General features: G+C 49.2%; 26 protein-coding genes. 16 read left to right on the top strand and 10 right to left on the bottom strand.

Annotation, left to right across the window (positions count from 1 at the left end):
- The first annotated feature begins 338 nt into the window (after nt 1-338).
- Complete coding sequence (locus tag IP581_RS23430) at nt 339-1,793, top strand: hypothetical protein (RefSeq protein WP_193822783.1); 1,455 nt, start codon at nt 339-341, stop codon at nt 1,791-1,793.
- 143 nt (nt 1,794-1,936) lie between these two features.
- Here IP581_RS23430 and IP581_RS23435 read toward each other — a convergent pair whose 3' ends face one another.
- The 5 genes from IP581_RS23435 to parM all read right to left on the bottom strand — a co-directional run bounded on the left by IP581_RS23435 (nt 1,937) and on the right by parM (nt 5,722).
- A complete protein-coding gene (locus IP581_RS23435; protein ID WP_193822784.1) occupies nt 1,937-2,293 on the bottom strand; it encodes a hypothetical protein in 357 nt (118 codons plus the stop codon).
- A gap of 278 nt (nt 2,294-2,571) precedes the next feature.
- Entirely contained in the window at nt 2,572-3,429 is an 858-nt protein-coding gene (locus IP581_RS23440) for a DNA methyltransferase family protein (protein ID WP_228007877.1), read from the bottom strand.
- A 375-nt stretch (nt 3,430-3,804) separates the two neighbouring features.
- Nucleotides 3,805-4,065 (bottom strand): hypothetical protein, encoded by a 261-nt coding sequence (locus tag IP581_RS23445; protein WP_193822785.1) that lies wholly within the window; start codon nt 4,063-4,065, stop codon nt 3,805-3,807.
- A gap of 14 nt (nt 4,066-4,079) precedes the next feature.
- The gene (locus IP581_RS23450) at nt 4,080-4,748 is read right to left on the bottom strand and encodes a plasmid partitioning/stability family protein (RefSeq protein WP_193822786.1); all 669 of its coding nucleotides are present in this window, start codon (nt 4,746-4,748) and stop codon (nt 4,080-4,082) included.
- A gap of 2 nt (nt 4,749-4,750) precedes the next feature.
- Nucleotides 4,751-5,722 (bottom strand): plasmid segregation protein ParM domain-containing protein, encoded by a 972-nt coding sequence (gene parM, locus IP581_RS23455; protein ID WP_193822809.1) that lies wholly within the window; start codon nt 5,720-5,722, stop codon nt 4,751-4,753.
- Nucleotides 5,723-6,419: 697 nt separating this feature from the next.
- Here parM and IP581_RS23460 point away from each other — a divergent pair.
- From IP581_RS23460 to IP581_RS23485, 6 genes are all read left to right on the top strand, one after another.
- Complete coding sequence (locus tag IP581_RS23460; protein ID WP_193822787.1) at nt 6,420-6,863, top strand: selenium binding protein; 444 nt, start codon at nt 6,420-6,422, stop codon at nt 6,861-6,863.
- A 427-nt stretch (nt 6,864-7,290) separates the two neighbouring features.
- On the top strand, nt 7,291-7,734 hold the full coding sequence (gene umuD, locus IP581_RS23465) for a translesion error-prone DNA polymerase V autoproteolytic subunit (protein ID WP_016495512.1): 444 nt from the start codon (nt 7,291-7,293) through the stop codon (nt 7,732-7,734).
- Entirely contained in the window at nt 7,722-8,996 is a 1,275-nt protein-coding gene (umuC, locus tag IP581_RS23470) for a translesion error-prone DNA polymerase V subunit UmuC (protein ID WP_193822788.1), read from the top strand. The genes umuD and umuC overlap by 13 nt, the downstream gene beginning before the upstream one ends.
- A 511-nt stretch (nt 8,997-9,507) precedes the next feature.
- Complete coding sequence (gene repE, locus IP581_RS23475) at nt 9,508-10,269, top strand: replication initiation protein RepE (protein WP_193822789.1); 762 nt, start codon at nt 9,508-9,510, stop codon at nt 10,267-10,269.
- A 701-nt stretch (nt 10,270-10,970) separates the two neighbouring features.
- Nucleotides 10,971-11,606, top strand: a complete 636-nt coding sequence (locus IP581_RS23480; protein ID WP_090139061.1) for a division plane positioning ATPase MipZ — start codon at nt 10,971-10,973, stop codon at nt 11,604-11,606.
- A 2-nt stretch (nt 11,607-11,608) separates the two neighbouring features.
- Complete coding sequence (locus IP581_RS23485; RefSeq protein WP_175274485.1) at nt 11,609-11,902, top strand: ribbon-helix-helix domain-containing protein; 294 nt, start codon at nt 11,609-11,611, stop codon at nt 11,900-11,902.
- Between the two features lie 76 nt (nt 11,903-11,978).
- Here IP581_RS23485 and IP581_RS23490 read toward each other — a convergent pair whose 3' ends face one another.
- Nucleotides 11,979-13,319, bottom strand: a complete 1,341-nt coding sequence (locus IP581_RS23490; protein ID WP_193822790.1) for a hypothetical protein — start codon at nt 13,317-13,319, stop codon at nt 11,979-11,981.
- A 287-nt stretch (nt 13,320-13,606) separates the two neighbouring features.
- On the opposite strand from IP581_RS23490, the gene IP581_RS23495 reads away from it, so the two are divergent.
- A complete protein-coding gene (locus IP581_RS23495; protein WP_193822791.1) occupies nt 13,607-13,834 on the top strand; it encodes a hypothetical protein in 228 nt (75 codons plus the stop codon).
- 150 nt (nt 13,835-13,984) lie between these two features.
- On the opposite strand, the gene IP581_RS23500 is transcribed toward IP581_RS23495, so the two are convergent.
- A complete protein-coding gene (locus IP581_RS23500; RefSeq protein ID WP_193822792.1) occupies nt 13,985-14,197 on the bottom strand; it encodes a hypothetical protein in 213 nt (70 codons plus the stop codon).
- Between the two features lie 596 nt (nt 14,198-14,793).
- On the opposite strand from IP581_RS23500, the gene IP581_RS23505 reads away from it, so the two are divergent.
- On the top strand, nt 14,794-15,195 hold the full coding sequence (locus tag IP581_RS23505; protein WP_193822793.1) for a hypothetical protein: 402 nt from the start codon (nt 14,794-14,796) through the stop codon (nt 15,193-15,195).
- Nucleotides 15,196-15,471, top strand: coding sequence for a hypothetical protein (locus IP581_RS23510; RefSeq protein WP_228007878.1), 276 nt, complete (start codon nt 15,196-15,198; stop codon nt 15,469-15,471).
- Between the two features lie 400 nt (nt 15,472-15,871).
- Here IP581_RS23510 and IP581_RS23515 read toward each other — a convergent pair whose 3' ends face one another.
- The 3 genes from IP581_RS23515 to IP581_RS23525 all read right to left on the bottom strand — a co-directional run bounded on the left by IP581_RS23515 (nt 15,872) and on the right by IP581_RS23525 (nt 17,632).
- Nucleotides 15,872-16,660 carry a site-specific integrase gene (locus IP581_RS23515; protein WP_144136437.1) on the bottom strand — a complete coding sequence of 263 codons (789 nt, stop codon included), beginning with the start codon at nt 16,658-16,660 and terminating at the stop codon, nt 15,872-15,874.
- Nucleotides 16,661-16,708: 48 nt separating this feature from the next.
- On the bottom strand, nt 16,709-17,206 hold the full coding sequence (locus IP581_RS23520; protein WP_144136436.1) for a site-2 protease family protein: 498 nt from the start codon (nt 17,204-17,206) through the stop codon (nt 16,709-16,711).
- Nucleotides 17,207-17,323: 117 nt separating this feature from the next.
- Nucleotides 17,324-17,632 carry a hypothetical protein gene (locus IP581_RS23525; RefSeq protein ID WP_193822794.1) on the bottom strand — a complete coding sequence of 103 codons (309 nt, stop codon included), beginning with the start codon at nt 17,630-17,632 and terminating at the stop codon, nt 17,324-17,326.
- Between the two features lie 570 nt (nt 17,633-18,202).
- Between IP581_RS23525 and vapB the strand changes: the two genes are divergently transcribed.
- From vapB to IP581_RS23555, 6 genes are all read left to right on the top strand, one after another.
- Entirely contained in the window at nt 18,203-18,433 is a 231-nt protein-coding gene (vapB, locus tag IP581_RS23530) for a type II toxin-antitoxin system VapB family antitoxin (protein ID WP_193822795.1), read from the top strand.
- Entirely contained in the window at nt 18,430-18,846 is a 417-nt protein-coding gene (locus tag IP581_RS23535; RefSeq protein WP_193822796.1) for a type II toxin-antitoxin system VapC family toxin, read from the top strand. Before vapB ends, IP581_RS23535 begins: the two co-directional genes overlap by 4 nt.
- A gap of 29 nt (nt 18,847-18,875) precedes the next feature.
- Entirely contained in the window at nt 18,876-19,619 is a 744-nt protein-coding gene (locus IP581_RS23540; RefSeq protein WP_193822797.1) for a hypothetical protein, read from the top strand.
- A gap of 207 nt (nt 19,620-19,826) precedes the next feature.
- On the top strand, nt 19,827-20,753 hold the full coding sequence (locus IP581_RS23545) for a hypothetical protein (protein ID WP_193822798.1): 927 nt from the start codon (nt 19,827-19,829) through the stop codon (nt 20,751-20,753).
- Nucleotides 20,754-21,252: 499 nt separating this feature from the next.
- A complete protein-coding gene (locus tag IP581_RS23550) occupies nt 21,253-22,281 on the top strand; it encodes an Abi family protein (protein ID WP_193822799.1) in 1,029 nt (342 codons plus the stop codon).
- An 89-nt stretch (nt 22,282-22,370) separates the two neighbouring features.
- Nucleotides 22,371-22,844 carry a GNAT family N-acetyltransferase gene (locus IP581_RS23555; protein WP_193822800.1) on the top strand — a complete coding sequence of 158 codons (474 nt, stop codon included), beginning with the start codon at nt 22,371-22,373 and terminating at the stop codon, nt 22,842-22,844.
- Nucleotides 22,845-23,202 lie beyond the last annotated feature (358 nt).

Genomic DNA, 23,202 nt, shown 5'->3' on the forward strand with positions numbered 1-23,202 from the left:
CTAGCGTGAAGGCACGGCGCGTTGATAATTACGGGGGAATGTCATTAGTTCAGGGGCTGCTATGTGCCAGGAGCGGACTGTCAATCATACAATCGATCTGCAAGAGCTGGGATATTTGTATTTGAGGTCAAAAGGAAACGATGAGCTGTAACCTGGGATAACGTTCCAATCATTTTTATGTTTTTTTTGTACTGTTGGAATTTATGGGTGGACAGCCTAACTGACCTGGGATGTATTACATTACTGCCTAATTTAGCCTGATATCTTACTTGGATGCCCGCTCCGGAAGATGCATTATAAGTTGTACAATCTCACAAATTAACAATGATGAGGTCAAAATGGCTAACCCACAGGCATCGGGATATTCAAAAGAACTACAAGAAATTTTTGCAGCAGCGGATACCAGTCACTGGTATCATCATACGAAAATCGCATTGGAATGGTTTTTATCTTATCTTGAAAAGGATACTTGGGAGGCTCGCAAAGAAAATGTGGTCAAGTACTTCAGAGAACAGGAAGATAACGCCTATAAGAATTTTGAACAGGCAGCGAAGAGTGTAGAAGAGCAAAAGAATAGGGTGGCATTTCATGAGGATTGGGTTGCATGGTATCTCTTTCTGGTAGAATGCTTACAAGAACGACCTTTAGTTAGCGAGTTAGCGCAATCAGCCCGAGTATTTCCCTTTTTTGCAGCTGTCGGGAGACATATTGAGCTTGCAAAGAAAATAGATGGGATTGATGAAAAACTATCTGAATTTCTTAACAGTAAAATAAATCAACCTGATTCAACATTGTTTGAATTAGTTGTTGCTATTATGTATGCTCGCAATGGCTATAGAGTAGAGTTTATTCCAGAAACAGCATTAAATAAAACTCCTGATTTAAAAGTGACTAAAGGTGAGGAAAGCTTTTTTGTTGAGTGTAAGCGTTTATCTAAAGTAACTGAATATTCTGAAAATGAACGTCAAGAATGGAGGAAAAGATGGTTCAATTTAGTACCCATTCTAACTCGATCTAGACAAAATATATTTTTAGACGTGCTTTTCAAGGTTGAAGTAAAAGACACAGATGAATATATTCTAGCAAAAGCCTTCAATGGAATTAAATCTAAGATTTCGACGAAAAAATTACTTAAAATAGAAAATAATGAAATTATTATACTGATTAATAGAATAGACATGAAAAATGTCAATAACCATTTTGATAAATACATGGTTAAATGGAACTCTCCACAGATGGTTTCGTTGTTGGCCGGAAGTTTTAGCAGCAGCAAAAATTACACTCATCTTTGTGTCCCAAAAGAACTTGTACGAGTAGGTCCGGACGACGGTATTGACATACTTAATGTTTTTTGCACTGGAATAAAATCTGGTTACTGTGCTCGTTGGGAATGTATAGCAGAGGAATCTATTAATAAAAAAGCAAAAGATATTAAAACGCATTTGAGCAAAGCAGTACGACAGGTACCAGATAATACCCCGACAATTGTACATATATCATATGAAACTTTACATGGCCCAGCCGTCGAATTTGAAAGAGCTCGTAAGATTGAAGAAAGTATCAATAATTTTGACTGTCATGATAAGGATGTGAGGGCTATCTACTGCCATGCAATACAGCCATCAATCAGTGAAGAAGATTGGGAAATAGCAGAAACTACGATGCGTTTTGGTAAAAATGGGAATGACCCCTTGAGCATACTTTCTCATGATATGCTGCTTGATGAAATAGATACCAGCATTTCACAAAACACGCATTGGAATGAGGATTTTGAAATGTTATTAAAACAATAATCCAAAGTCATTTTTTAATATATTGTGAGATACAAAAGACCGCTCAACGCGGTCTTTTAAATAGCATCTCGCAATGAAGCAACCGCCGTTAGGCTGTCATTTTTCCTCTGCAAATAAGGTTCAAATACGACGGCGTCGTACTCTTATAATATCCTGATACTTGGATATGAATTTTGCGCATTCGATATTTTACTCTTCAAAGAGTTTATTAAATCAGCAATTTCATAATCGATTACATCAATTTTATTTACTAATGTAGTATGCTGAGTTGTTGTGAATGTTCGACTTCGGTGATTTGACAGATTTATTAAATCTTCTTCTACAAAAATTCTTGTATGTCGTAATGTTAATATTTTAATGTAGTCTTCGAGCAGGCTTTTGTGTAGATCGTACTCGTTTTGCGTGATACTTCCATTAGAAAGATTGCGCTTCAAATCCCAAATTTTTCTTTTAGCTTGCCTTTTTTTTGACAATAGATCAATTTTAAAATTTTCGTTCATATTTAAACCTTTGATGTCAGTATTTACATTGAATTCCCATATCATACTGCGCCGTGAATTGAGATTTGTAAATTCCTACTGCCTTTGGCAGTCGCTCTCTAAACGCAACGTATTTGGCGGCTGTTGCCGTTCCTAAAAATACTCACTCTCAGCTAGTAATGCAGCGATTAGGAATGACTATACCTCGCTCTTAGTAGAAGCAACCACATTATCAGTCCGCGGCTTGTCAGAAGCCGGAATTCACGGACTGATTATTTATTATTGCCCTCTGTTTTCACTCAGGAAAGAAAAGCCCGCATGGCCTGAATACGCTCATACAGCCTTATGCGAGCCTCCCAGTTATTGAAGTAATACATTGGCGTGTAGCGGGTACGGTTCACGGTCAGTGCCAGCGAATTCCCCGTGAGCACGATGGCCGGTATCCCCAGCAGACTCAGCTGGATGAACGTCATGTCGGCCGCGAGGGGATCAATATCGGTCGCCGTGACCAGCAGTTGCTCAGCCGGATTTAATCCCCGCGCCAGCATCACTTCGGCGAAGGCAATAATCATTCCCCCTGCCCCACTGGTGGGTTCGTTCAGCGTCACCCAGGGGCAGGTCTTCAGCTGCTGCTGTTGCTCATCTCCCGCCGTCAGCCCGGCAATCAGCCGGGCCAGCGGATACGGGGTAAAGAACTGCCCCATTTCACTGCTGCCCAGCTCAAGCTCCATGAACACGCTGCCCAGAAAGTCATGGAACTGCCCCTCCAGTGCCTCAACCATCAGACAGAACAGGCGCTTCATGTTATTGAGGTCGTCCGGCTGATACTGGCTGCAGATCCGGCGACTGCTGGCGATATTTTCCGGCGTCCTAATCCGGGCCATGTCCAGCTCGCTGGCGGCCAGGGTGATGAAGTCCCGGAACACATTCCACCGGTTCTGGTAGTACGCGGTTTGCCGGAACACCCGGATAAACTCCCGTCTGGCTTCCTCAGCCGACAGGGAAGGCATGGCCGTTACTGTCGCGCTGCGAGACGCAGTGCTGTCGACGGTCCCGGATACTGCCGGCATATCAAAAAATGACAGCTGTCCCCCGGTTTTTAAGGCTGATGTTTCTTCAGATTCTTTTGCTGCGGTGTTGACGTTTTGCTGTGACATTCTGGTGCTCCTCTGTGGGTTGTAGTGATGTCTCTCCGAGTTCCTTCGCCGCACAACCAGGACGCCATACGGCCGGAGGAGCACGCCGGGGGAACACCAAAGCCGCAGCCCGGAGCCTGCGGAGGGACCGGGTGCCGGTGGTCAGCAACGCGGCCCTGGCGGGCGACGTCCGTATGGCAATGTCCTGTGCGGAGAAGAGAACCGGGAGGCATCAGCGCCACCGGGGCTGAGAATGACGCAGCCCCGTCACGCGGGGCGTGACGGCCATCAGCGTGCCGGTGAAACCGGCACAGTGAAGCGGCGTGGCCGCAGGCCACTGTGAGCGCATAAAAAAACCCGCCGGTGGCGGGTCAGAAGAGCGAGCAGGATCAGCTTTTAACGGCGGGGTTTTTCCTGTTCATCGAAGGCAAGCAGCACCCCGAGACAGACCAGCACACCATAGACAGTCTGAAGCAGGATGGTCCCCCCCAGACTGACATGATCCAGAATTATCAGCGGAATAATGAACGGGATGCTGAGAAGAAACAGCCCCTGCCCTGACTTTCGCATCCGGTTGTGCAGCTGCGCCTCCGGAACACCGGAGCGGCGTAACAGGTCGATCACCAGTTTTTCAGTACTCTGTTTAAAACGTCCCATTGGTAGCCATCCGTTTATAGTATTTTTTTCATGTTCCGTCGGAGCACCGACGTGTCCTTTGCCTGCACCGATGACATTTCACTCTTTCCATCTGCGTTAGTACCGGTTCTGTCAGGATTGCCGGAAACCGTAACACCAGCTATCTGAGCGGCTAGCTGCCCCAGCGCTTTAATGTCGGTCGGAGGAACCGGCATACTCGCAAGCAGTCGGGGGAGACGCGGATCAAGCGTGTGCAATGCAAATCCGGCGACTATCAGGTTACGTAACAACACGCCGCGCTGGCGGGAGGTGGTGCCCTCAAGAAGCGCAGCTACCTGCCGGGACTCCGGATTGTCCGGTAATAACAGCGTGAAGCGTCTGCGATCCGTTTTACCTGACTGACCTTTCTCCCCTTCCGCGACTGTCGGCAGTGTTTCTGCCGGCGGTAGCAGCGCACTGTCATACTGCCCTGTCAGCGCAACAATCAGGCTGACAAGCTGGCCATATCGCAACTGGCCGTCAAACAACTCCGTCACCAGACCAGGAAGCCGGTTATCCGCCTGGTAAAGCACACTGCCGGCAATAGCGGCAGTGCGAATGAATTCCCCCCGCAGCGGCTGGGAGACAGTTTCCAGCGTACCGGCAGCCAGCATGTCAGTACGGTCATCAGAGTGAAGATAAAAGGAGTATTTGCCTGCAGGCACGGTCAGCCCTCATGGTGATAACGGGCTATCTCCCTGGCCAGGGCCATCTGCGGATCGCTGATGACCTCAATTCGTTCAGCTGACAGGGGCCAGGCTTTACGAACTGACGGCTCAATCAGTGCAGCTCCGCCACCGACCAGGAAAATCCGGTTCACGTTCCGGTGTCTGGCCAGCTCGCTGACGACCTGAGAACCCAGGGTGTCGATAGCTTCCTCAATTTTGTCAGTAACATAATCAATTCGGTTCCCATCATTAATGATGCGGTTCAGAAATGCACGATCTTTCCGGTTGCGTACAACAGTATCGGCAATCAGCGGGCTGGTTTCACTTTCGGCAGCCCGCAGTGCAGCCTGAGCTGCCCGCGTCACCATCGATACTCCGACAGAGGGGTTACCGTGCACTGCGCTGATATCTTCAAATTGACCAACAATCACACCGGCATCAAGCGTGGTACCACCGATATCGATGATGAGGGTGGTTTCCGATGGCGCTGGCTGCAGTTCCGCCAAGCGGGTGAAGGCTGCCGGCAGGGATTCCGGCATAACGGTAACATCGGTTATGACAAAGCGTTCACGCTTGTTTACCACAATATTCCGCAGCAGATTCTCGCGTTTGCGGCGGATGTTCGCTTCATTTTTCTGGCAGTCCTGATCGTAGTATTCACTCAGGGGCAGCGTTACCGTGAGTGAGACCTCCTGGGGTAGCAGCCCGCTGTTCAGCAGGGCATGATGTACCGCCAGCAGGTTCAGATCGCCGTACTGGTATTCAACATTTGTTGTCGGCACCGCATCCCGGCTGACACTGTCCCAGGTGTATTTCAGGTTACCGATCTGATAATTGAATGCCCCGGTCCCGAAATCCGCCACTTTCCAGCCATGCCGGAAGGAGTTCGCCGAGAGGCGGGTCTCAAGTTCGTCGCCCTCAAACCAGGCCAGCTTGATGTTGGTTGAGCCGTCGTCACAATATATATTTATCATAATGCACCTTTTAATAATCTCAATTTGAGAACATCATAAAGCCACATCTCATAAATGTAAATACAAAATACTCAATATGAGTATTAATAAAAACTCAATCTCTAGACACACCCTGAGTAAGGCACATACAACAGGGCAGTAGCGGAGTCAGCGAACCATGTATCTGCGTTATGCGAAGCCGGTACCGCTTTCCGCCTCCTCGTTCTGGTAAAGTCTCTTGTAATTGTTGTGTTACGGTATATGAAAGGAAGACAGAATATGGATTTGTGAAAAGCAGCGTCAAAGGCCTTTGGAAAAAAGGGAGCGAAACTCAGTACCGGTGAATACAAAGAACTTGCGGATTATTTCTCCACCATCCTGGAGCTACACGCCAGCGGGAAAATCATCAAGGAAAGTGCGATATCTGATCTTCTGGATATTGCCACCGCGATTGACGTTGGAGAAACAGCGGTAGTACGCAATACAATCAAAACTCAGGAAGAAATTATACATCGCTCAGACAACCATCCGGGAAACGGTTCAAGACGCATGGAAAACTGGCCGAGCACAACGGGTAACCCCTCAGGCGGCAAAAGGACCAATGCTCCTGCCCGCTTAAAGTAGTAAGTATTTACGGTTCAAATCATTAATAGCATCGGACACCGATCCTCGTCTGCCGGGATCTGTAAAAGTACATATTAAGGAGAATAAAACAATGTATGAAACCTATACGCATCAGGCACTACCATCTAAACAGTACAGAGAATTGCTTGGCACTGCGCTTTGCGTTTTTAATTCAAATAACAGCTTTGTTATTGAAAATATCCTCAATATAGATACTAAAAGAAAATACAGCTGGTATGAATTGATTGATAGAACATCGGGGCGACTTAAAGATCCAATAGCAGAGACAATAACTCAGGCGTCAGATGAAAAAATAGCCAATATTTTCAATGAATTAGTTCAAATCCGAAACAGAATAATGCATAGTTATCAGGTTACCGCTGAAATGGATTTACCTGGTGATGATGCCAAACAAATACTTTCAACCAAATATGAAAATGGTTACCAGGAGTATATCACTGAAGAATTCCTCATGAATTTTATAAAGAAAAATGATGAGTTTTCCGCAATACTTGAGGAATTCAGAAGATGCTGACTGTTCTTTATTCCCCATCACATTTACATCAATTATAGCGAGGGTATAATAATAGAGTTTACTGCCGTAACTGTAATTTTCTGTCCCCTTCCGCGCAAATATTCTCGTCTTCTGATGCCCGCCCGAAATGCACGCAGTGCCGACCTGTCCTTTTTTAGAAATTTCACTGGTAATGGCTCCCGTCCCGGTCGGTTGTCGCTGACAACCGACCGGTATTGATCCTCTCTTTTCCACGTCGGCACATGACTGGTAGGCCACGCCTGTAATGCACAAAACAAGAACAGGAGGGAGCTAAAGAGATAAAAATAATTTCTCTATTTTTCATTTGGTTAATTGATAAAGATTACGTCTCGCTTGAAAGCACAGGTGAAACAAATTAATAATACTGTATATATAAACAGTATAAATACATATGAGGAATAGCGTTATGAAGCTGGTAATGCTGACCCCTACACAAGCAAACGTGCCTGTAAATCTGCCATTATTTCTGGAGATGGTGCCCTGTGGTTTTCCGTCTCCCGCCCAGGACTATGTGGAGAAAGAGCTTGACCTGAACGAGTACTGCATCCGGCACCGCAGCGCGACTTACTACCTGCGCGCCCACGGAGACAGCATGCAGGACGGTTTTCTTTTCAGTGGTGATCTGCTGGTCGTCGACAGTGCCATGAAACCGGTGAACGGCGACATTGTGGTGGCCGGCATGGGCGCGGAATTCACCGTGAAGCGACTGATTACCCGGCCCCGGCTCTGTCTGCAGCCCATGAATCCTGCCTTTCCGCCCATTTATCCGGATCCGGATGAACTGCAGATCTTCGGCGTTGTTACTCACATCATTCACCGGACACGCGAGGTGATGAAATGTTTGGACTAGCCGACGTTAATTCGTTCTATGCCAGCTGCGAAAAAGTATTTCGCCCTGACTTGCGTAATAAACCTCTGATTGTATTAAGTAATAATGACGGTTGCTGCATAGCGCGTTCAAAGGAAGCGAAGCGGCTCGGCATCCGTATGGGTGATCCGTGGTTCAAAATTCGCGGGCAGATGTATCCGGAACAAATCTTTGTTTTTTCGAGTAATTATGAGTTATATGCCAGTCTGAGTAACCGCGTGATGGCCTGCCTGGAAGAGATGGCGCCAGGCGTGGAGGCATACTCAATCGACGAGATGTTCCTGGATCTCCGGGGGCTGGAAACCGCCATCAGTTTTGAGGCGTTCGGCACGCAGCTGCGCGAACATGTTTATGCCTGTACCCGGCTGACTATCGGCGTCGGAATGGGTTCCACCAAGACACTGGCAAAATCAGCGCAGTGGGCGTCGAAGGAGTGGCCAGCGTTCCGGGGCGTGCTGGCGCTGACGCCCGGAAATCCCGCCCGCACGGCAAAGATGCTGTCACTTCAGCCAGTCCAGGAAATCTGGGGGGTGGGTAGCCGTATAGCCTGGAAGCTGAACACAATGGGGATAACCACCGCACTTCAGCTGGCGCAGGCCAATACCGCTTTTATCCGTAAAAATTTCAATGTGGTGCTGGAACGCACCGTCCGGGAACTGAACGGTGAGAGCTGTATTGCGCTCGAGGAAGCCCCGCCACCGAAGCAGCAGATTGTCTGTTCCCGGTCGTTCGGCGAGCGTATCATTACGTATGACGCCATGCGTCAGGCTGTCTGCCAGTACGCGGAGCGTGCCGCCGAAAAACTGCGGGGAGAACGTCAGTACTGCCGGCACATTTCAGTCTTTATCAAAACCTCCCCCTTCTCTGCCACTGAACCCTACTACGGCAACGTGGCAAGTGAAAAACTGCTTACGGCCACGCAGGACACACGGGACATTATTGCAGCCGCTGTCCGTGCGCTGGAGCGTATCTGGCGCGACGATCACAGGTATGCAAAGGCAGGGGTCATGCTTAATGATTTCAGCGGTTCCGGCATTGCCCAGCTGAACCTGTTTGATGAGCAGCCTCCCCGCCCGCACAGTCAGGAACTGATGCGTGTGGTTGACGGGATCAATCATTCCGGTCTTGGCCAGGTCTGGTTTGCCGGGCGTGGCATAGCCCCTCAGTGGAAAATGAAACGGGAAATGCTGAGCCCTGCTTACACGACACGCTGGCAGGAACTACCTCTTGCCCGTATTGGCTGAGGAAAGTGATCCGGGCACAGAGCATTCACAAGCACGGCAGGACGCCGTGCGATGGCACTGTCTTACCATACGCACAGAACAGAACCGGTAACCCGGTACAGCTGGACAGGATTTATCTGTCCGGGTGTGCCGGGTTGGGCAAGCCCGGAGGAACCGGGCGCGGCAGCCGTCTTTAATTCTGGATATTGCCCCCTGTGTATCGAAACTATTTATCCACATATCCACTGGCTATTTTTATAAGATCTTTTTATATAGGTTTTTAGATCTATGTTTTTAGACAGCCTGTCAGCCCAGTACAGGAGCGGTCTCCAGGGCAGTGTCTGTGACAAACTGCCCTTAATCTGTGACATTCTGCCCTCAATCGAGGGGGGCAATCGTGACAAAACACCCTCAAACCTGTGACAAATTGCCCTCTGTAAGAGAGCATAATCACAGGGTTATTCATGCCGGTTGACTATCCTTGAATAAATGTGACAATCTCCAGACTTGTCACACTTAACATGGAAAGGTCATGACAGAAACAGCCCTGATCAATCAGCCAAGACGCAAGAACAGTCCACGTATTGTTCAGTCGAATGAACTGACGGAAGCCGCATACAGTCTTTCCCGTGATCAGAAACGCATGCTGTATCTCTTTGTCGACCAGATCCGAAAAAGTGATGGCACTCTCCAGGAGCATGACGGAATCTGCGAAATCCATGTTGCTCAGTACGCCTCAACGTTCGGCCTCACTTCAGCTGAGGCGAGTAAAGATATTCGTCAGGCACTCAAAGGGTTTACTGGTAAAGAGGTGGTCTTTTATCGCCCAGAGGAAGACTCCGGGGATGAGAAAGGCTATGAAACTTATCCTTGGTTTATTAAGCGCGCCCATAGCCCCGCCAGAGGGGTATACAGCGTGCATATCAACCCTTACCTCATCCCTTTCTTTATCGGCCTTCAGAACCGTTTTACGCAGTTTCGCCTTAGCGAAACTAAAGAGATAACAAATCCCTATGCGATGCGGTTATATGAGTCGCTTTGTCAGTATCGCAGGGCTGATGGATCAGGAGTGGTTTCACTTCGTGTTGACTGGCTAATGGAGCGTTACCAGCTGCCGCAGAGCTATCAGCGTATGCCAGACTTTCGTCGCCGTTTCCTGCAGGCCTCCGTTGATGAAATCAACAGTCGTACCCCCATGCGCCTTTCGTACATTGAAAAGAAAAAAGGTCGCCAGACCACACATATCATATTTACATTCAAAGACATATCCTCGCTTTCGCCAGCCATAGAATGAGGGCAGATTGTCACATCTGTTCTTTGAAGTTCAGGGCAATTTGTCACACAAGGCTGCTCGGTAGATGACACTTCCGTACCCTGAAAAAATACAACTCAGGGCGATTTGTCACACTTCTTCTAGCATCATCTTCTGTTGAGTGACAAACTGCCCTGAAATCTGGCTCAGCAATAAGGGCAATTTGTCACTGGAAGTTCGGGATGTCCTTACTTTTGCGGTAAGGGTTCTTTGTCACAAATCACGGCTGTTTCCACTCAGGGCAATTTGTCACAAATGGTTGAACTTGCCTGTGAGGGCAATTTGTCACAGATGTCTGTTGGCTAACTTTGTTGAACATAAAATACGGTTCGCAAAAGTATGAGTCTGCATGGGCTGACCTCACTACCACATCCCTCCATTCCTTTATGATGCCAATATAGGTGGTTCAGTTTCACGGACTTTCCAGATTCGCAACGGAAAATTCTTTCCACTCGACAGGCTCTTTAAATCCACGACGGGCTGAACAATTCGTTACGGGAGGAAAGTTATTTTCATAAGTCATATATCATAAGTATGAAAACATAAAACGTAATATGTATGATTTCATATAAATGAAGTAATAAGTATGAAATAATACATCATAAATATTCTTGGATAGTTGACATTGGAGTATAGGCAAGGTAATAAATCATACTTCACAAATCATACTTATGAGGCTTGGAATGATTACAGTCATCGGTGGTAATAAAGGTGGGTCAGGAAAGACAACAACCGCAGTAAATATTGCCGTTGCGCTGGCGCTTAAAGGGCAAGATGTTTGCTTACTGAATGCTGATTTGCAGCGTTCTGCTGCAAAATGGCATGCGGAGCGTGAAGCAGCAAATACGAAACCCACCATCACTTTGATAGAGAAATTCGACAACCTGACATCCACCTTACGTGCCCTCGATGAAAAGTATACTCATGTCATCGTTGACGTTGCAGGACGTAACTCCCGTGAATTCATAACTAGCGGTGTTGCAGCGCACCAGATAATTGCTCCTTTGCAATGCTCGCAACCTGATCTGGACACGCTTGTAGAACTACAACAACAGATTGAAGCAATGCGAGACCTTAATCCTGACCTTAAGGTTTTTTGCCTCCAGAGTATGGGAACGACCAACCCGGTATTACGAGGCAACGAGAGAAAGGAGTTTCTTGAGTATCTGGAAGAGTTTCCAACAATCAAAACAATGGAAACCGTAATTTGCTTCCGTAAGGTGTACAGAGATTGTATGAGTAACGGAACCGGTGTGTTGGAAACAGAAAACAAAGCTGCAATTGAAGAGATTGAGCAACTGGTGTCAGAGGTATTTTGAACATGGTAAAAAAACCCAGCATGCAGGCTTCAGCAACACGGGCGAGTGTTACAGACGAAGAGGCAGATGCGCTTGCACGACGTCTGTCAGATAAGCCGTATGGCTCGCCTGAGAAAATTGAAGAAGTGAAACCTGAACAAGAGAAGCAATGCCGCACAACGATATCTCTTGGGGAGTCGATGCTGCGGAAAACAGAAGACCTTGCGCTACAAAACAAACGAAGTGGTAAAGACCCAAAAAACGTAAGTGCAATAGTTAGAGAAGCTCTGGAACTGTACTTCGAAAAACTCCAATAAATATGAATTCATAAATCACATTTCATAAGTATGATTTGCTAAGTATGATTAAGCCTTCTCTTCGGAGGCTTATCACTTAATCGTAAAGATTCATGAAGATGCCAAAAACATGTCTCGAGAAAGTTTTATCCATCTCCTGTGGCCAGCGGGGAGGATCAGTCTGAAGTAAACCCAGTTGCCGCATCCCTTTATGCTGTTCCGCCTTTCGCTCACAGTAATCATCGTCGGTGTACCCCATCGTTTCGATCACCACAGTATGCTGTTTACCACTAGGCTTGCTGGCAGTAATAAGGAAATCCGGCAGCACAAATCCTTTTTCGCCATCCACATTAACCTCGGTATCAAAGAGCGGTTTTTCCAGGCTCAGTGCCGGTGCACCCGGTTTTTTTGCCAGCCAGCCCGCAACTTCAGACAGACTTTCAAGAGTGGTGCGCTCAAGACCGCTGTCGACCGGTACCGGGCATCCACGGCGGAAGAGGGCATGCGCATACCCTTCGCTGCAGATAACCGTGCCGTCCATCCCCCGAAGGAAAGCCAGAATGACCCAGTAAGGCGGCCGTGCACCGTCCTGCGCTTCGCCATTGATACTGACGCCGCGCTCCGGCCGAAACGGCAGCTCTCCGCCTGACCAGCGAAACAGGACTTCATCACGGGTGACCTGATCGGACATAAAAATCTGAAAGAACATGCGTGTCCTTCCTGCCGGCCAGTGAGTATCCGGACGCTCCAGTTCCTGCATCAGCTTCTCCCTGCCGTGCTCACTCATCGCCGGCGAAAAACGCACAATCTCCGAGAGCCTGCGATCACGGATAAACTCGATATTTTCAGTAACGGTTCGAAGTGCATTGATGGATTCCATCACTCCACGTACAGGAAGGGGATGCAGCGTTGCCAGGCGGTTAAGCCCCGCGTCCTCTATCAATGAAAGCAGCAGGCGCGCAATACGCGAACGCCGAGTCCGGCGAGTACGATCATCTGCCGGAGCGACCGGACGCCCCGGAGACTTAATCCGGGTTTCGGAGTCGTCAGGCGGCAGAAAACTCCGGTAACTGATACGCTGGCTGCCAGCTGTTTTACGGGTTCCGGAGGAGGTAGCACCGGTATCGCCACTGAACGGGCGGTACATCGCGCAGTCTGGCGCATGTTCATGGTTAAACCCGGCCAGAAAAAGTGTGCCAGTGTCCTGCATCAGGTTAGCGCTGTTCATCGCCGGCGAATCGCCCGGCACACAGTCACACTGCAGCCAGGCTTCACGCTGACGCATTTCCAGGAGAACCTTTTCTGCCAGCACGTACTGCTCACGCCCGGCAGAAATCCGTCGCCCGGACACGTTCTTGACGGCCGTTTCTTCGTCGTTGTCCAGCCAGCGGATGAGGCCGCCCCGAGGAGCTTTTTTACGGACAAGTTTCATGGCCATACAGAGCGGTTTCCTTTCTGTGTGAGTAAGTTGTTTGGTAATGATGTGCTGGAAAGCACATCATTCGGCCAGTGCACGGCTATTATATTCAACTGGAAAGTTATGAGCGAAAATACGTCTGTGACACCTGTCATGTAAGCCTCTGACTTATTCGGACACAACGGTAATTCCGTCCAGTTCCGCTGGCTATGCGGGAACAGGCACTTTTTGACGTACTTACCTCCTTGAATCTCACTGATTTATACCAATATATTGAACTCCACTAATCAATAACTCTGGGCTTTACTATGACTAAAAAATTTTTAACTGACGCCGACCATAACGGTCTCGAAAACCTTCTCAATGTCGCGCTTGATGGTTATAAAAACGGAGAAATGACTCGTGAAACCGCCGTGGGTGGGTTGGTTCAAGTCATCGCAGCAATCGATACCGGCAACTATGCAGAAGCACGATACTGGTTCCAAAATCCGCATATGGTGAAAGAAGAAATCGGCGGTGGAGAAATTTTCGACTAAGGGGTTGTTCTTCATACTTCTCTTATTAGGCCGCCAAAACGGCCTGTTTTCCGCTCTCCATTTAATCCCCGCGCTCGCCTGGACGTTACCGTAATTATGTACCAAGCCAGAAAAATCAGCTTTCGCGGCTCTGTTTGCACTTGAACAGGACTACAGAGCAGTAATTGCCAGACGATACATTTCTGCCAAAGCTACCGGACATTTGATCTCCATTTTTATATGGTCAAACGCTTCCATGCCCAAAAGCACATAGCAGAATTCATAGAGCACTTTGGATAACACGGTGCCATGCAGCCGGTAGCTGTCTCTGGCCTGTTCGGTTGCGGTGATGAGTTCATTCAGTGTCATGGGATTGTTCATCATATTTACCTCTGCCAGCCCAGGAACATCCTGCGCCTTGTGACGTGATCGTCCTGTCACGACATCGGCCTAGCAACTGAAACCATCCCAGCGCAGAACTAGACGCTCTCCAAATTCTGATCAAAAAAAGCACTGGTAAAAAATAAAGTACAAGAATTACTATACAAGTTCCTGACAATAGATAGGTTATTGTATGTTAAGAAAAATCCCAGTTGTACAAGGTTCCAGACGAGGAATGCTGCTTGTTGAAATCAGCCCCGGAGATTTCCGGCCCCAGTCTCCGCAAAGAGATAATTCAACAACCAGAGAGCGAAGAAAGGACGTTAATAATTACGTTGTCGGGTGGTTTGATGTTGACGGTCAACCTATGCAAGTGGCATATGTCGAGTACCAACGTCCGGAAGACAACGAAATTCTGATTCAGCTTCGCATAATGAACATCATTCACTAAGTTTCCCCGAAACGCGCAGGACGTGCGTTTTCCTCCGCTTTAATTACACACTCCCTGTTGGACACTCCGGTTATTCCGTCCATTAGTTGATTTATCGTGACGCGTCACATAAAATGAAAAGCAGTATCGCCAAACACGGAGCCGCTTGATGACAAACCCGCCAGCAACGTCAGACAAACCACGGCGTGGACGCCCGCGAACGGGTGCAGCCCTTTCCGATGCAGAACGCGCCAGGCGCTACCGTGAAAGAAAGAAACAGGCTGTCGGTGCGGAGCCGTCACGAAAAACTGAACAGGCTACCGTAACAGAACTCCGGCAACAGCTGGAAGCCGCACAGAGTGAGATCCGCACTCTCCGGGCAGAGTTAGCGTTATTCGTCACGAAAAATACGGAATCCGGAAAAACCTGGTCAGTCCAGGAGCGAAAAGGCAATGCCCGCTGGATGACAGTCGAGAAAGGGTTATCCAGAGCGGTAGCGGAAGGAAAACTGGATAAGCTAGCGGCTTCTGTTGGTACCTCGCGCTATAGCTACCGGATGATTGAGGACTAAGTGATTACCGTTACCATTACCGAAACGAACGGCCACCGTAAATGGTCGCACAGCGCCCGGACAAAGGACGCACTGACCGCCATCCTCCGGACGATGAACAAGCATTTTCCGCTGTCGCACAATTTCATCCCTGATGATATCGATAACGCCCCCGTACTTTTTGCGGCTGTAGCCAGCACACCGGACGTGATAGTGACAGGACATATCTGGACCTATGTGGCAGAGGGGAGTTCGCTGGAATGTCAAAGGTACGCCAGTAACCGTCACGCTCCATAATTCTTCACTCTGACACCGTACAGCGTCCTTTCTTATACCCCTTCCTAATTCCCGATCTGCATTGGACAGTCCGGTAATTCTGTCCAGCTCTAATCAGGTGCTATCTTACAATTTACAAAATAACAGTCTGACTACATAAAAATGCTATCCGTCCTGGACATTCCGGCACTATCGGAAAAAATGTCCAGTAAATATTTTTGGCGATCGTATTTATTCTCCTTGACCTGCAAAGCAAACCGTGAATTCTGCTCTGAAGGGGGCGAGGGGCTGGACATACCCGTCTAGCGTGTCAGACGGTCACATTCGGGTATGCTTATTGTGAGCTGCAGAACTGTTGCAGGGATCAGGGGTATACCCGTCAAATGAACCACTCATCTGTTACCCCTGCAACGGTGACCACTTATAAGTGACCTTTCAGCAGGGCCACGGCATCCGCGCCGGGCATCTGGAACTGCACCCGGTGCCGCGCCGCGACATCGAGCGCAAACACCTTCGTGTACACTTCCGTCGAGCTGATACTTTTATGCCCCATCAGGCTCTGCAGCACCTTGAGCGGAATACCGGCATACAGCATGTGCATGGCATAGGAGTGGCGGAAGGTGTGCGGCGTCACCGGCACGGAGAACGTCACGCCGTCGGCCGCTGCGGCGTCCACGGCTTCACTGATCCACGTCCGTGCCGTCCGGTCGGTGATCTCCCACAGACGCGCCTTTTCCGTCCTGCCGGTGCGCCTGTTTCTTCGCTCCAGCGGAATTTTCAGGGTGGCCACCATCATCTCCAGCTGGCTGACGTACTGGCTGTCGGACAGCGGAACCAGACGATGCGCCTGACTGCCGGCCGGCGCACGACCGGCCGTTCTGGCGGCTTTTTCCGCGCGCTGTTTCAGCGTGGCCAGCTGCACGAACGGGTACGGCGGCGCCAGCGAAAAATCCCCCCGCGTCAGGGCCAGCGCTTCGTTGATGCGCGCGCCGGTATTCCACAGCGTCGCCAGCAGCATCCTGCGGTGCAGATCCGGGACGTAATGGAGCAGGGCGCTCACCTCAGGTGCCAGCAGGTATTTCGGCAGCTCATCGTGTACCAGAGCCATCTGGCGCAGGGCCAGCGCCGCCGGATAGTCGATGGCCACCGGCAACCGGGATGAAGGCTGAAAATAGTCCCCCGGCAGGGAAGGTAAAGAGGCTGTCATCATCAGAGTCCCGTATAACTCATGAGCGGCGTAGCGCCCGGGTCATGGTTTTCATACATTCAGTGTTTTTCGCCCCCGGGCCATGAGCCGCAGGTGCATAACGATTTTTTGCCCGTCAGTGCCCTGCTTCCAGGGCCATAAATTCAGCAGGGTACCGGTGGTCACGATCAGACCGAAAAAATGGGTGAAATACGGGCTTACAGGCGTCAAAAATAACGGAGCTGATATCAGCACGGGAAACAGGGGCCCGGCCAGCGCGGCCGCGACGACTTTCCACCTTGGCGCGTCGTCAGCATAGGCATAACTGACAGACCCGCCGGGGAAAAAACCGAACTGTAACAGAATGCCGCCGGCGGTAAACTGCCCCAGCACGGGAGTACCGGTCTGAAAGCGGGTGACCCGTGTCCTGAGGAGCAGGGCCATCAGGGCATGCCCGGATTCATGGAGGGCGCTGTACAGATGCAGCATCAGATACCCCCAGACAGGGTTCATCCATCCCCGGGGTTCATATATGTTGTAGAATCCGGCCAGCCAGTCAGTCAGCATCATAGCAGTCCCGTCAAAAAAATCCCGCCCGTCATTACTCAGTGCCCCAGCGCTGTTGTGAAATCCCGCCCGCCATTACTCAGCGCTTCTGCGCTGTTGTGAAATCCCGCCGCCACACTTCTAATAACTGGCGATGGCGCTGGCCATCAATTCAAGATCTCGAAGTTTCTGAAAGAAATCTTTCACATCTTTCACCTCACTTGCTTGTAACTCGCCAGCCGTCTCCAGAGGGTGGACAGTATTTTTGGCCGGTGAATGCATATCCCAGTCAGAGGGATTAGCTCCGAATTCCTTGCGCGCTAATTCATGACCACATTCATCAAGGACAAGCAACACTACATGCCTGCAGCCAGGGTGGATCAAGTAAAACCACACTTTCTCATCCGGATTGAAAATGCCCAGCATGCAATGCATTTGTTCACGATTCATTATTATTTCCTTATCAATAGTCCCACCCTGAAAACATCTCTTCCTGACGCCATCCCTGCCTTTTGTATTATCTCGCCCTGTGATAATCACTCACCTGATAATAAGCAGGCACACAGCCACAGCACTAAATTACCGGATGCCGGTTCCGGGTGGATCCGGTTTTTCTGCCATACAGCAGTTTCCGGAAGTGTACCACGGTCAGGGAATAAGCAAAGCGGCCTTTTTCCGCCCTGCGGGCAGGGTCACGGGGCGGAGGCGGAACACAACATATAGCGTCAGATTAAGCAGTAGACACCGCTACATCTTGTGTCATTGGGCCGTCGCGCCCCGGAGGGGAGAAAGCAGATCCGCTTCTAGCTTTTTTCGGATCTTCCGTGAAAAAGAGAAGAAAACGGATAGGTGTTGCATATCCATATGCAAGACATCTGCATATGCTAAGCCTATACAAAATCCATACATCAGCATATACTGTACATATGTGCCTGCCAATGGCTGTCTATTATTTGGGTCTCTGTTATTTACAGACCCCGCTCATTTTTTTGAGCATAAGACTTCAAGGGAAAATAAACGATGAGAACTGTATCCATTTTCAAAAATGGCAACAACCGCGCCATCCGCCTGCCCCGCGATCTGGATTTTGAAGGGGTGAGCGAGCTGGAGATCGTCCGAGAAGGGGACAGCATCATCCTGCGTCCCGTCCGGCCGACCTGGGGGTCGTTCACGCAGTTGGAGAAGGCCGATCCGGACTTTATGGCGGAGCGCGAGGACGTTGTCAGCGACGAAGGACGATTTAACCTGTGAACAGAACCTATATGTTGGACACGAACATCTGCTCATTCATCATGCGCGAGCAGCCGGAGGCGGTACTGAAGCGCCTGGAGCAGGCGGTATTGCGCGGTCAGCGCATCGTGGTCTCGGCCATCACCTACTCCGAGATGCGCTTCGGCGCCACCGGACCCAAGGCCTCGCCGCGACACGTGCTGCTGGTTGACGCGTTCTGTGCCCGCCTCGATGCCGTCCTGCCCTGGGACCGTGCAGCGGTGGATGCGACCACGGATATAAAGGTAGCGCTGCGCCTCGCCGGGACGCCGATAGGCCCGAACGACACGGCGATCGCCGGGCACGCCATCGCCGCCGGCGCCGTGCTGGTTACCAATAATACGCGGGAATTTGAGCGGGTACCGGGTCTGGTACTCGAAGACTGGGTGAAATAAGTCCGAAACGATTAGGGGAACAGGCAAAAGTGACTGAACTAAAAATAGATAATCCAGCCCAGAGACTTCTGGATATCCTTGAAGAAGGTAAACAATATAGCACCAGTGAAAATTGTCGGGTTGTGTGGAAAAAGATGTTACACATCCAGCACAATGCAGAACACCATATTCTTATCCGGCTGTCGCATGTGATGGCATTGCCCGAGCGCATAGTACAGGTGAGGGAGAACAATTTTTCATCATTACGGGGAAAATCCACTCACTGGGAAAACTGTGTGAGTACCGCATTTACCTCGCAAAATCTTAATGAAATATGGCATACGTTCATCCGGCATATTGATGAAAGAACCCTGTTGGAGTTGGGAGCCCTGTCGGATTTATTTGATACGCGCGGCACACATTCAGCGATCGACACGAATGAAATTGATTCCCTGGTGAACAGAATCACGGACCTGCGCAAGGAGATACGACATTCTGACCTTTCGTCAGCCATGAAAACAATGTTACTCAAGCAACTGTCGCAGATACAGGAAGCTCTTGAGTCGTATTTTATCTCGGGGGTCGAACCGGTTATGGACGCTGTACAGTCCACGCTCGGACTTGCCGTCATCGCGCCTGAGTATAAGGAAGAAATCAAATCGGGTTCAGGAAGTCAGTTTGGCGACAGAATTTCCACTCTGCTCGGGGATGTTGCGAATGTCGTGACTGTAGCCGGTGCACTACCTGCGCTTCCTGCTGCAATCCAGTCAGCACTCAGCCTCCTGAGTAAGTAGTACCTGCCTCTGACGCCCTTAATCAAGGGCGTTCTCTGTACCGTACTTCCGATTATGGGGGTTTCCGGATCTGAAGATCGGATAGATTAAAAAACAGCCAAATTTGACGATTTATAAAAAAATCAACTTGCAGTATTTAAGTGGATATTTTTCCGAGATATCATCCATTCATAGATTGGTTGTCAATATAGGTAAAAGGCTATTTATATGGCTAATGAGAATATTTCGTCAGGTAATGAAGAAAACAGTTCAACCATAACATTGCGGGGAGTATCGGGTACCGCAGATCAGAATGCCGGCGCTCAGGCAAGAAAGGCGGGTAAACCTAAAGGGACTTATGTTAGGGAAGTGCTGGAAGAAACCCTGGGTGAACCGGTAGGTAATTTTGCGCGGACAAGTCCTCTGTCTCTGTCAATGGATGAAGAGATTGCAGCATATGTCGGGGGAAATCTGGATGAGAAAAGCTACCAGAATTATTTTCCTCTCTGGCATAGCCTGGCTTACCGGGAGGTTCTTAACCTGAGCAGTGATGATGATCTGCGGAATATTCTGTTCAGCAACGCTGCCTTCCTTTTTACTCGGGCCGGCCAGGTGCTGACCCGCTCAGATAACATATTACATGGCGTTGCTGTGGCATTTGCCCTGTTCTGTGAAGTGGCCGGTCGTGACCATGAGACCATTGAGAAAGCATGGGAAAAGATTTTCCGGTCAGACGTTCCCGGGGAACGTGAACGCTACCTGCAGCATATTGATGAGATCAGGATAATGAAAAAGCTGGAGCTGCTGAATCCTGCCATCAACTACTCTCCGGAATGGGGCTATATCCGTATCAGCCGCCCGGAAGGTTATGATCACGGTGCCTGGCGCGTGTTCATCACGCTGAACAAGGATCAAGGGGATATTACCTGGAGTATCAGGTTCCCGGTACTGAGTGGCCGTCTTCTGACCGCAGATCCGGGGTATACGGGGATGGTCGGTGATAAAGCTGGCCTGGGCCAGCCGGGTTTCAGATTCAGGAACCGCCGGTGTGAGCTTCATCTGTACACCAACGGTATCCGTGAGGAAGATAATCCGGTCACCCCCCAGGATGTTGCCCGTCATCTGGCCGATGCTGTTGAAAGTAACCTGTTGTGATACATCCACCTGACCGGAGCGGAGATCGTGTAATGAAAGCAAGAAGCAGTCGGTACATTATTGGCGGGGAATCATTTTCAGCAATTGCACGTCAGCCCGCCGGAGAGTGGATCTGTCTTACCCTGAATCCCGCAGAGCAGGACGCACAGAGAGAGGTATCTAAATCACTGAAGGCCGCATGCTCCCGGGAAAGGCGCAGTTGTGAGGTGCGGGGCGGAAGCGGGACGGAGCCGTTTTCCGGTCGCCGCCGGGCAGGAGAAACACGAACCACACACCTCTGGGTACGGCTCCTCCCTGACGTCCCTGCAGAAGGCCGGAACACAATACACGAAAACAGGGATCGCATGACTGTCCCCTGAAACGAGAAAAGCCACCCCAAAGGATGGCTTTTCCAAACTACTTTTTCCGCGAGAGACCTCCTGAGGAGGCGACTCCGCCTTGATAGGGTTATTAAGCCAGACATACGCCACGTGTGTCAATCGTTTTCAGGATTTCATTCATGACTGCACAACACTACATCACGACGGAAAGACTGGGTATATACCAAAAGCACCTTAAAGTTAAACCCTCTCAGGTTATGGCTGCTTATCACTGGAACAAAGCGCTGGCAGGCGCATTGCTGCCAGCCATGCAGTGTCTTGAGGTTACTCTTCGCAATGCCATGAACACCGCCATACAATCCTTTCCGCCACCGGGAGCGAAGGGCCTGTGGGATACCAACACAAACTGGGTGACCAGTCTTCCGAAATATATGGGCGATAACAGAATCAATTCTTCGGAACGCTACAAACGAGCCAGAAATAGTAAAGATCGTCAGGATGCTGCTGGCTATCTACTGGATAAATGGAGCAACAGGCTACTGGCGAGAACACTGACTGAAGAAAATCTGGTAGCTCAGGCCAAAAGCCAGATTAGTAAGGAAGGTAAAAAACCAACACCTGACAGGATCATCGCCGGACTGACTTTTGGATTCTGGACCACATTGTTGACGGCCCCATATGAAGATCCCCACGGGGACCGGTTACTCTGGCCGACATTGACCTCACATGTATTTCCGAATGCCCCGGCAGGGTACACACGCGCCGATATTTGTGCCGCATTTTTTCAAATAAAGGAGCTGAGAAATCGTCTTTCGCACCATGAAGCCGTATGGAAATTTTATCAAAGAGATCCGGCCACCAACAAAACAGATTACTCAAAACCGGTATACGGTACACAAGCCAGCTGCAATCTGCTCAGAAAGCATTATGATGATATCTTGGACATGATCGGATGGATGAGCCCTGACCGGAAAACCAATTTTCTGAGTCATTCTGCGAATCTGCGATTTTATGCGTTGTGCTCTGTGGAAGGGTTGAATAGCTATATAGCCCCGGAAAAAATTAAGGCGCAGATAAAGGTTTCACGTGGTGGTAAAGGTATCAGCAGGTTAATCAGGGTGCTCGGGAAAAATGAGTTCATCCGAATTGTGAAAGATGGCCAGACGGTACTCACTATCGGCACGGACAATTCCATTGCGACTGGCTAGGTCAATTCATCGCCGTTGCTGTCATTAATTCCGGGTTTAGCACAAGAGTTGTGTATTAGTTTAAATATTAATAACTGGATGATAATTAGATGAATAATATCGAGATAATTGAATCAGGATACAATGCGTTATGTGATGCTTATAATAATTCCGTTATCAGTCTTAAGCGCTCCTCCCTATATGAAGATTTACTAGTCCATATGGATATTCCTGAAAAAAACAGGAGCCGATTCACTTATGCTACTTTGAATGATCGCGACGAAATAATCGCAATATGTGTGTTTATTGTCTCTCTTGATGAGGGAACAACTGATGTAGGATGGTTTGTTAGAGCGGACTTTAGAGGTAAAGGGGTTGGTAGAGATACAGTAGAAAAGGCATTCAACGAGTTTAAGAATGGTCTCAAGGGGGCTGGAGTTGAGGCTATTTTTATTGGCGCCACTGTTGATAATGGTAATACTCCATCAATTTCATTGGGGCAGAGGTTTATAGGCGGAGAAGAAATAATAGAAAAAGAAGACGGGACTACCATCAACTCATACCTCAATCGTTTCACGCTTTAGTTAATGGGAGAGGGTCAATGGAAAGAGTGAGTACCTATGTCATATAACTTACTGACATCAGTGTGAAACAATTTCGATTTTTGACACCGCTTAACGTGGTTTTTATCACCGTTAGCTCTCGTCCCCCTGCTCCAGCAGATATCTTAGACCAGTATGGATACCATATAGGTCATCTGATGCTTTCCCCATCAGCTCACCGAAGAGTCACGTGTTAATGTACATCATGCCCTCCAGGCTTCGTTTACCATCATTACGACGGACATAACGACACTCAGTCGCGCGCTGAGCTGATCTGCTTCATGCAGCTCCCTGACAATATCATTAATATGTCGAAAACCTGCAGGCCGGTATTCAGAAT

Source organism: Kosakonia pseudosacchari, from assembly GCF_015167415.1.
Lineage (GTDB): Bacteria > Pseudomonadota > Gammaproteobacteria > Enterobacterales > Enterobacteriaceae > Kosakonia > Kosakonia pseudosacchari.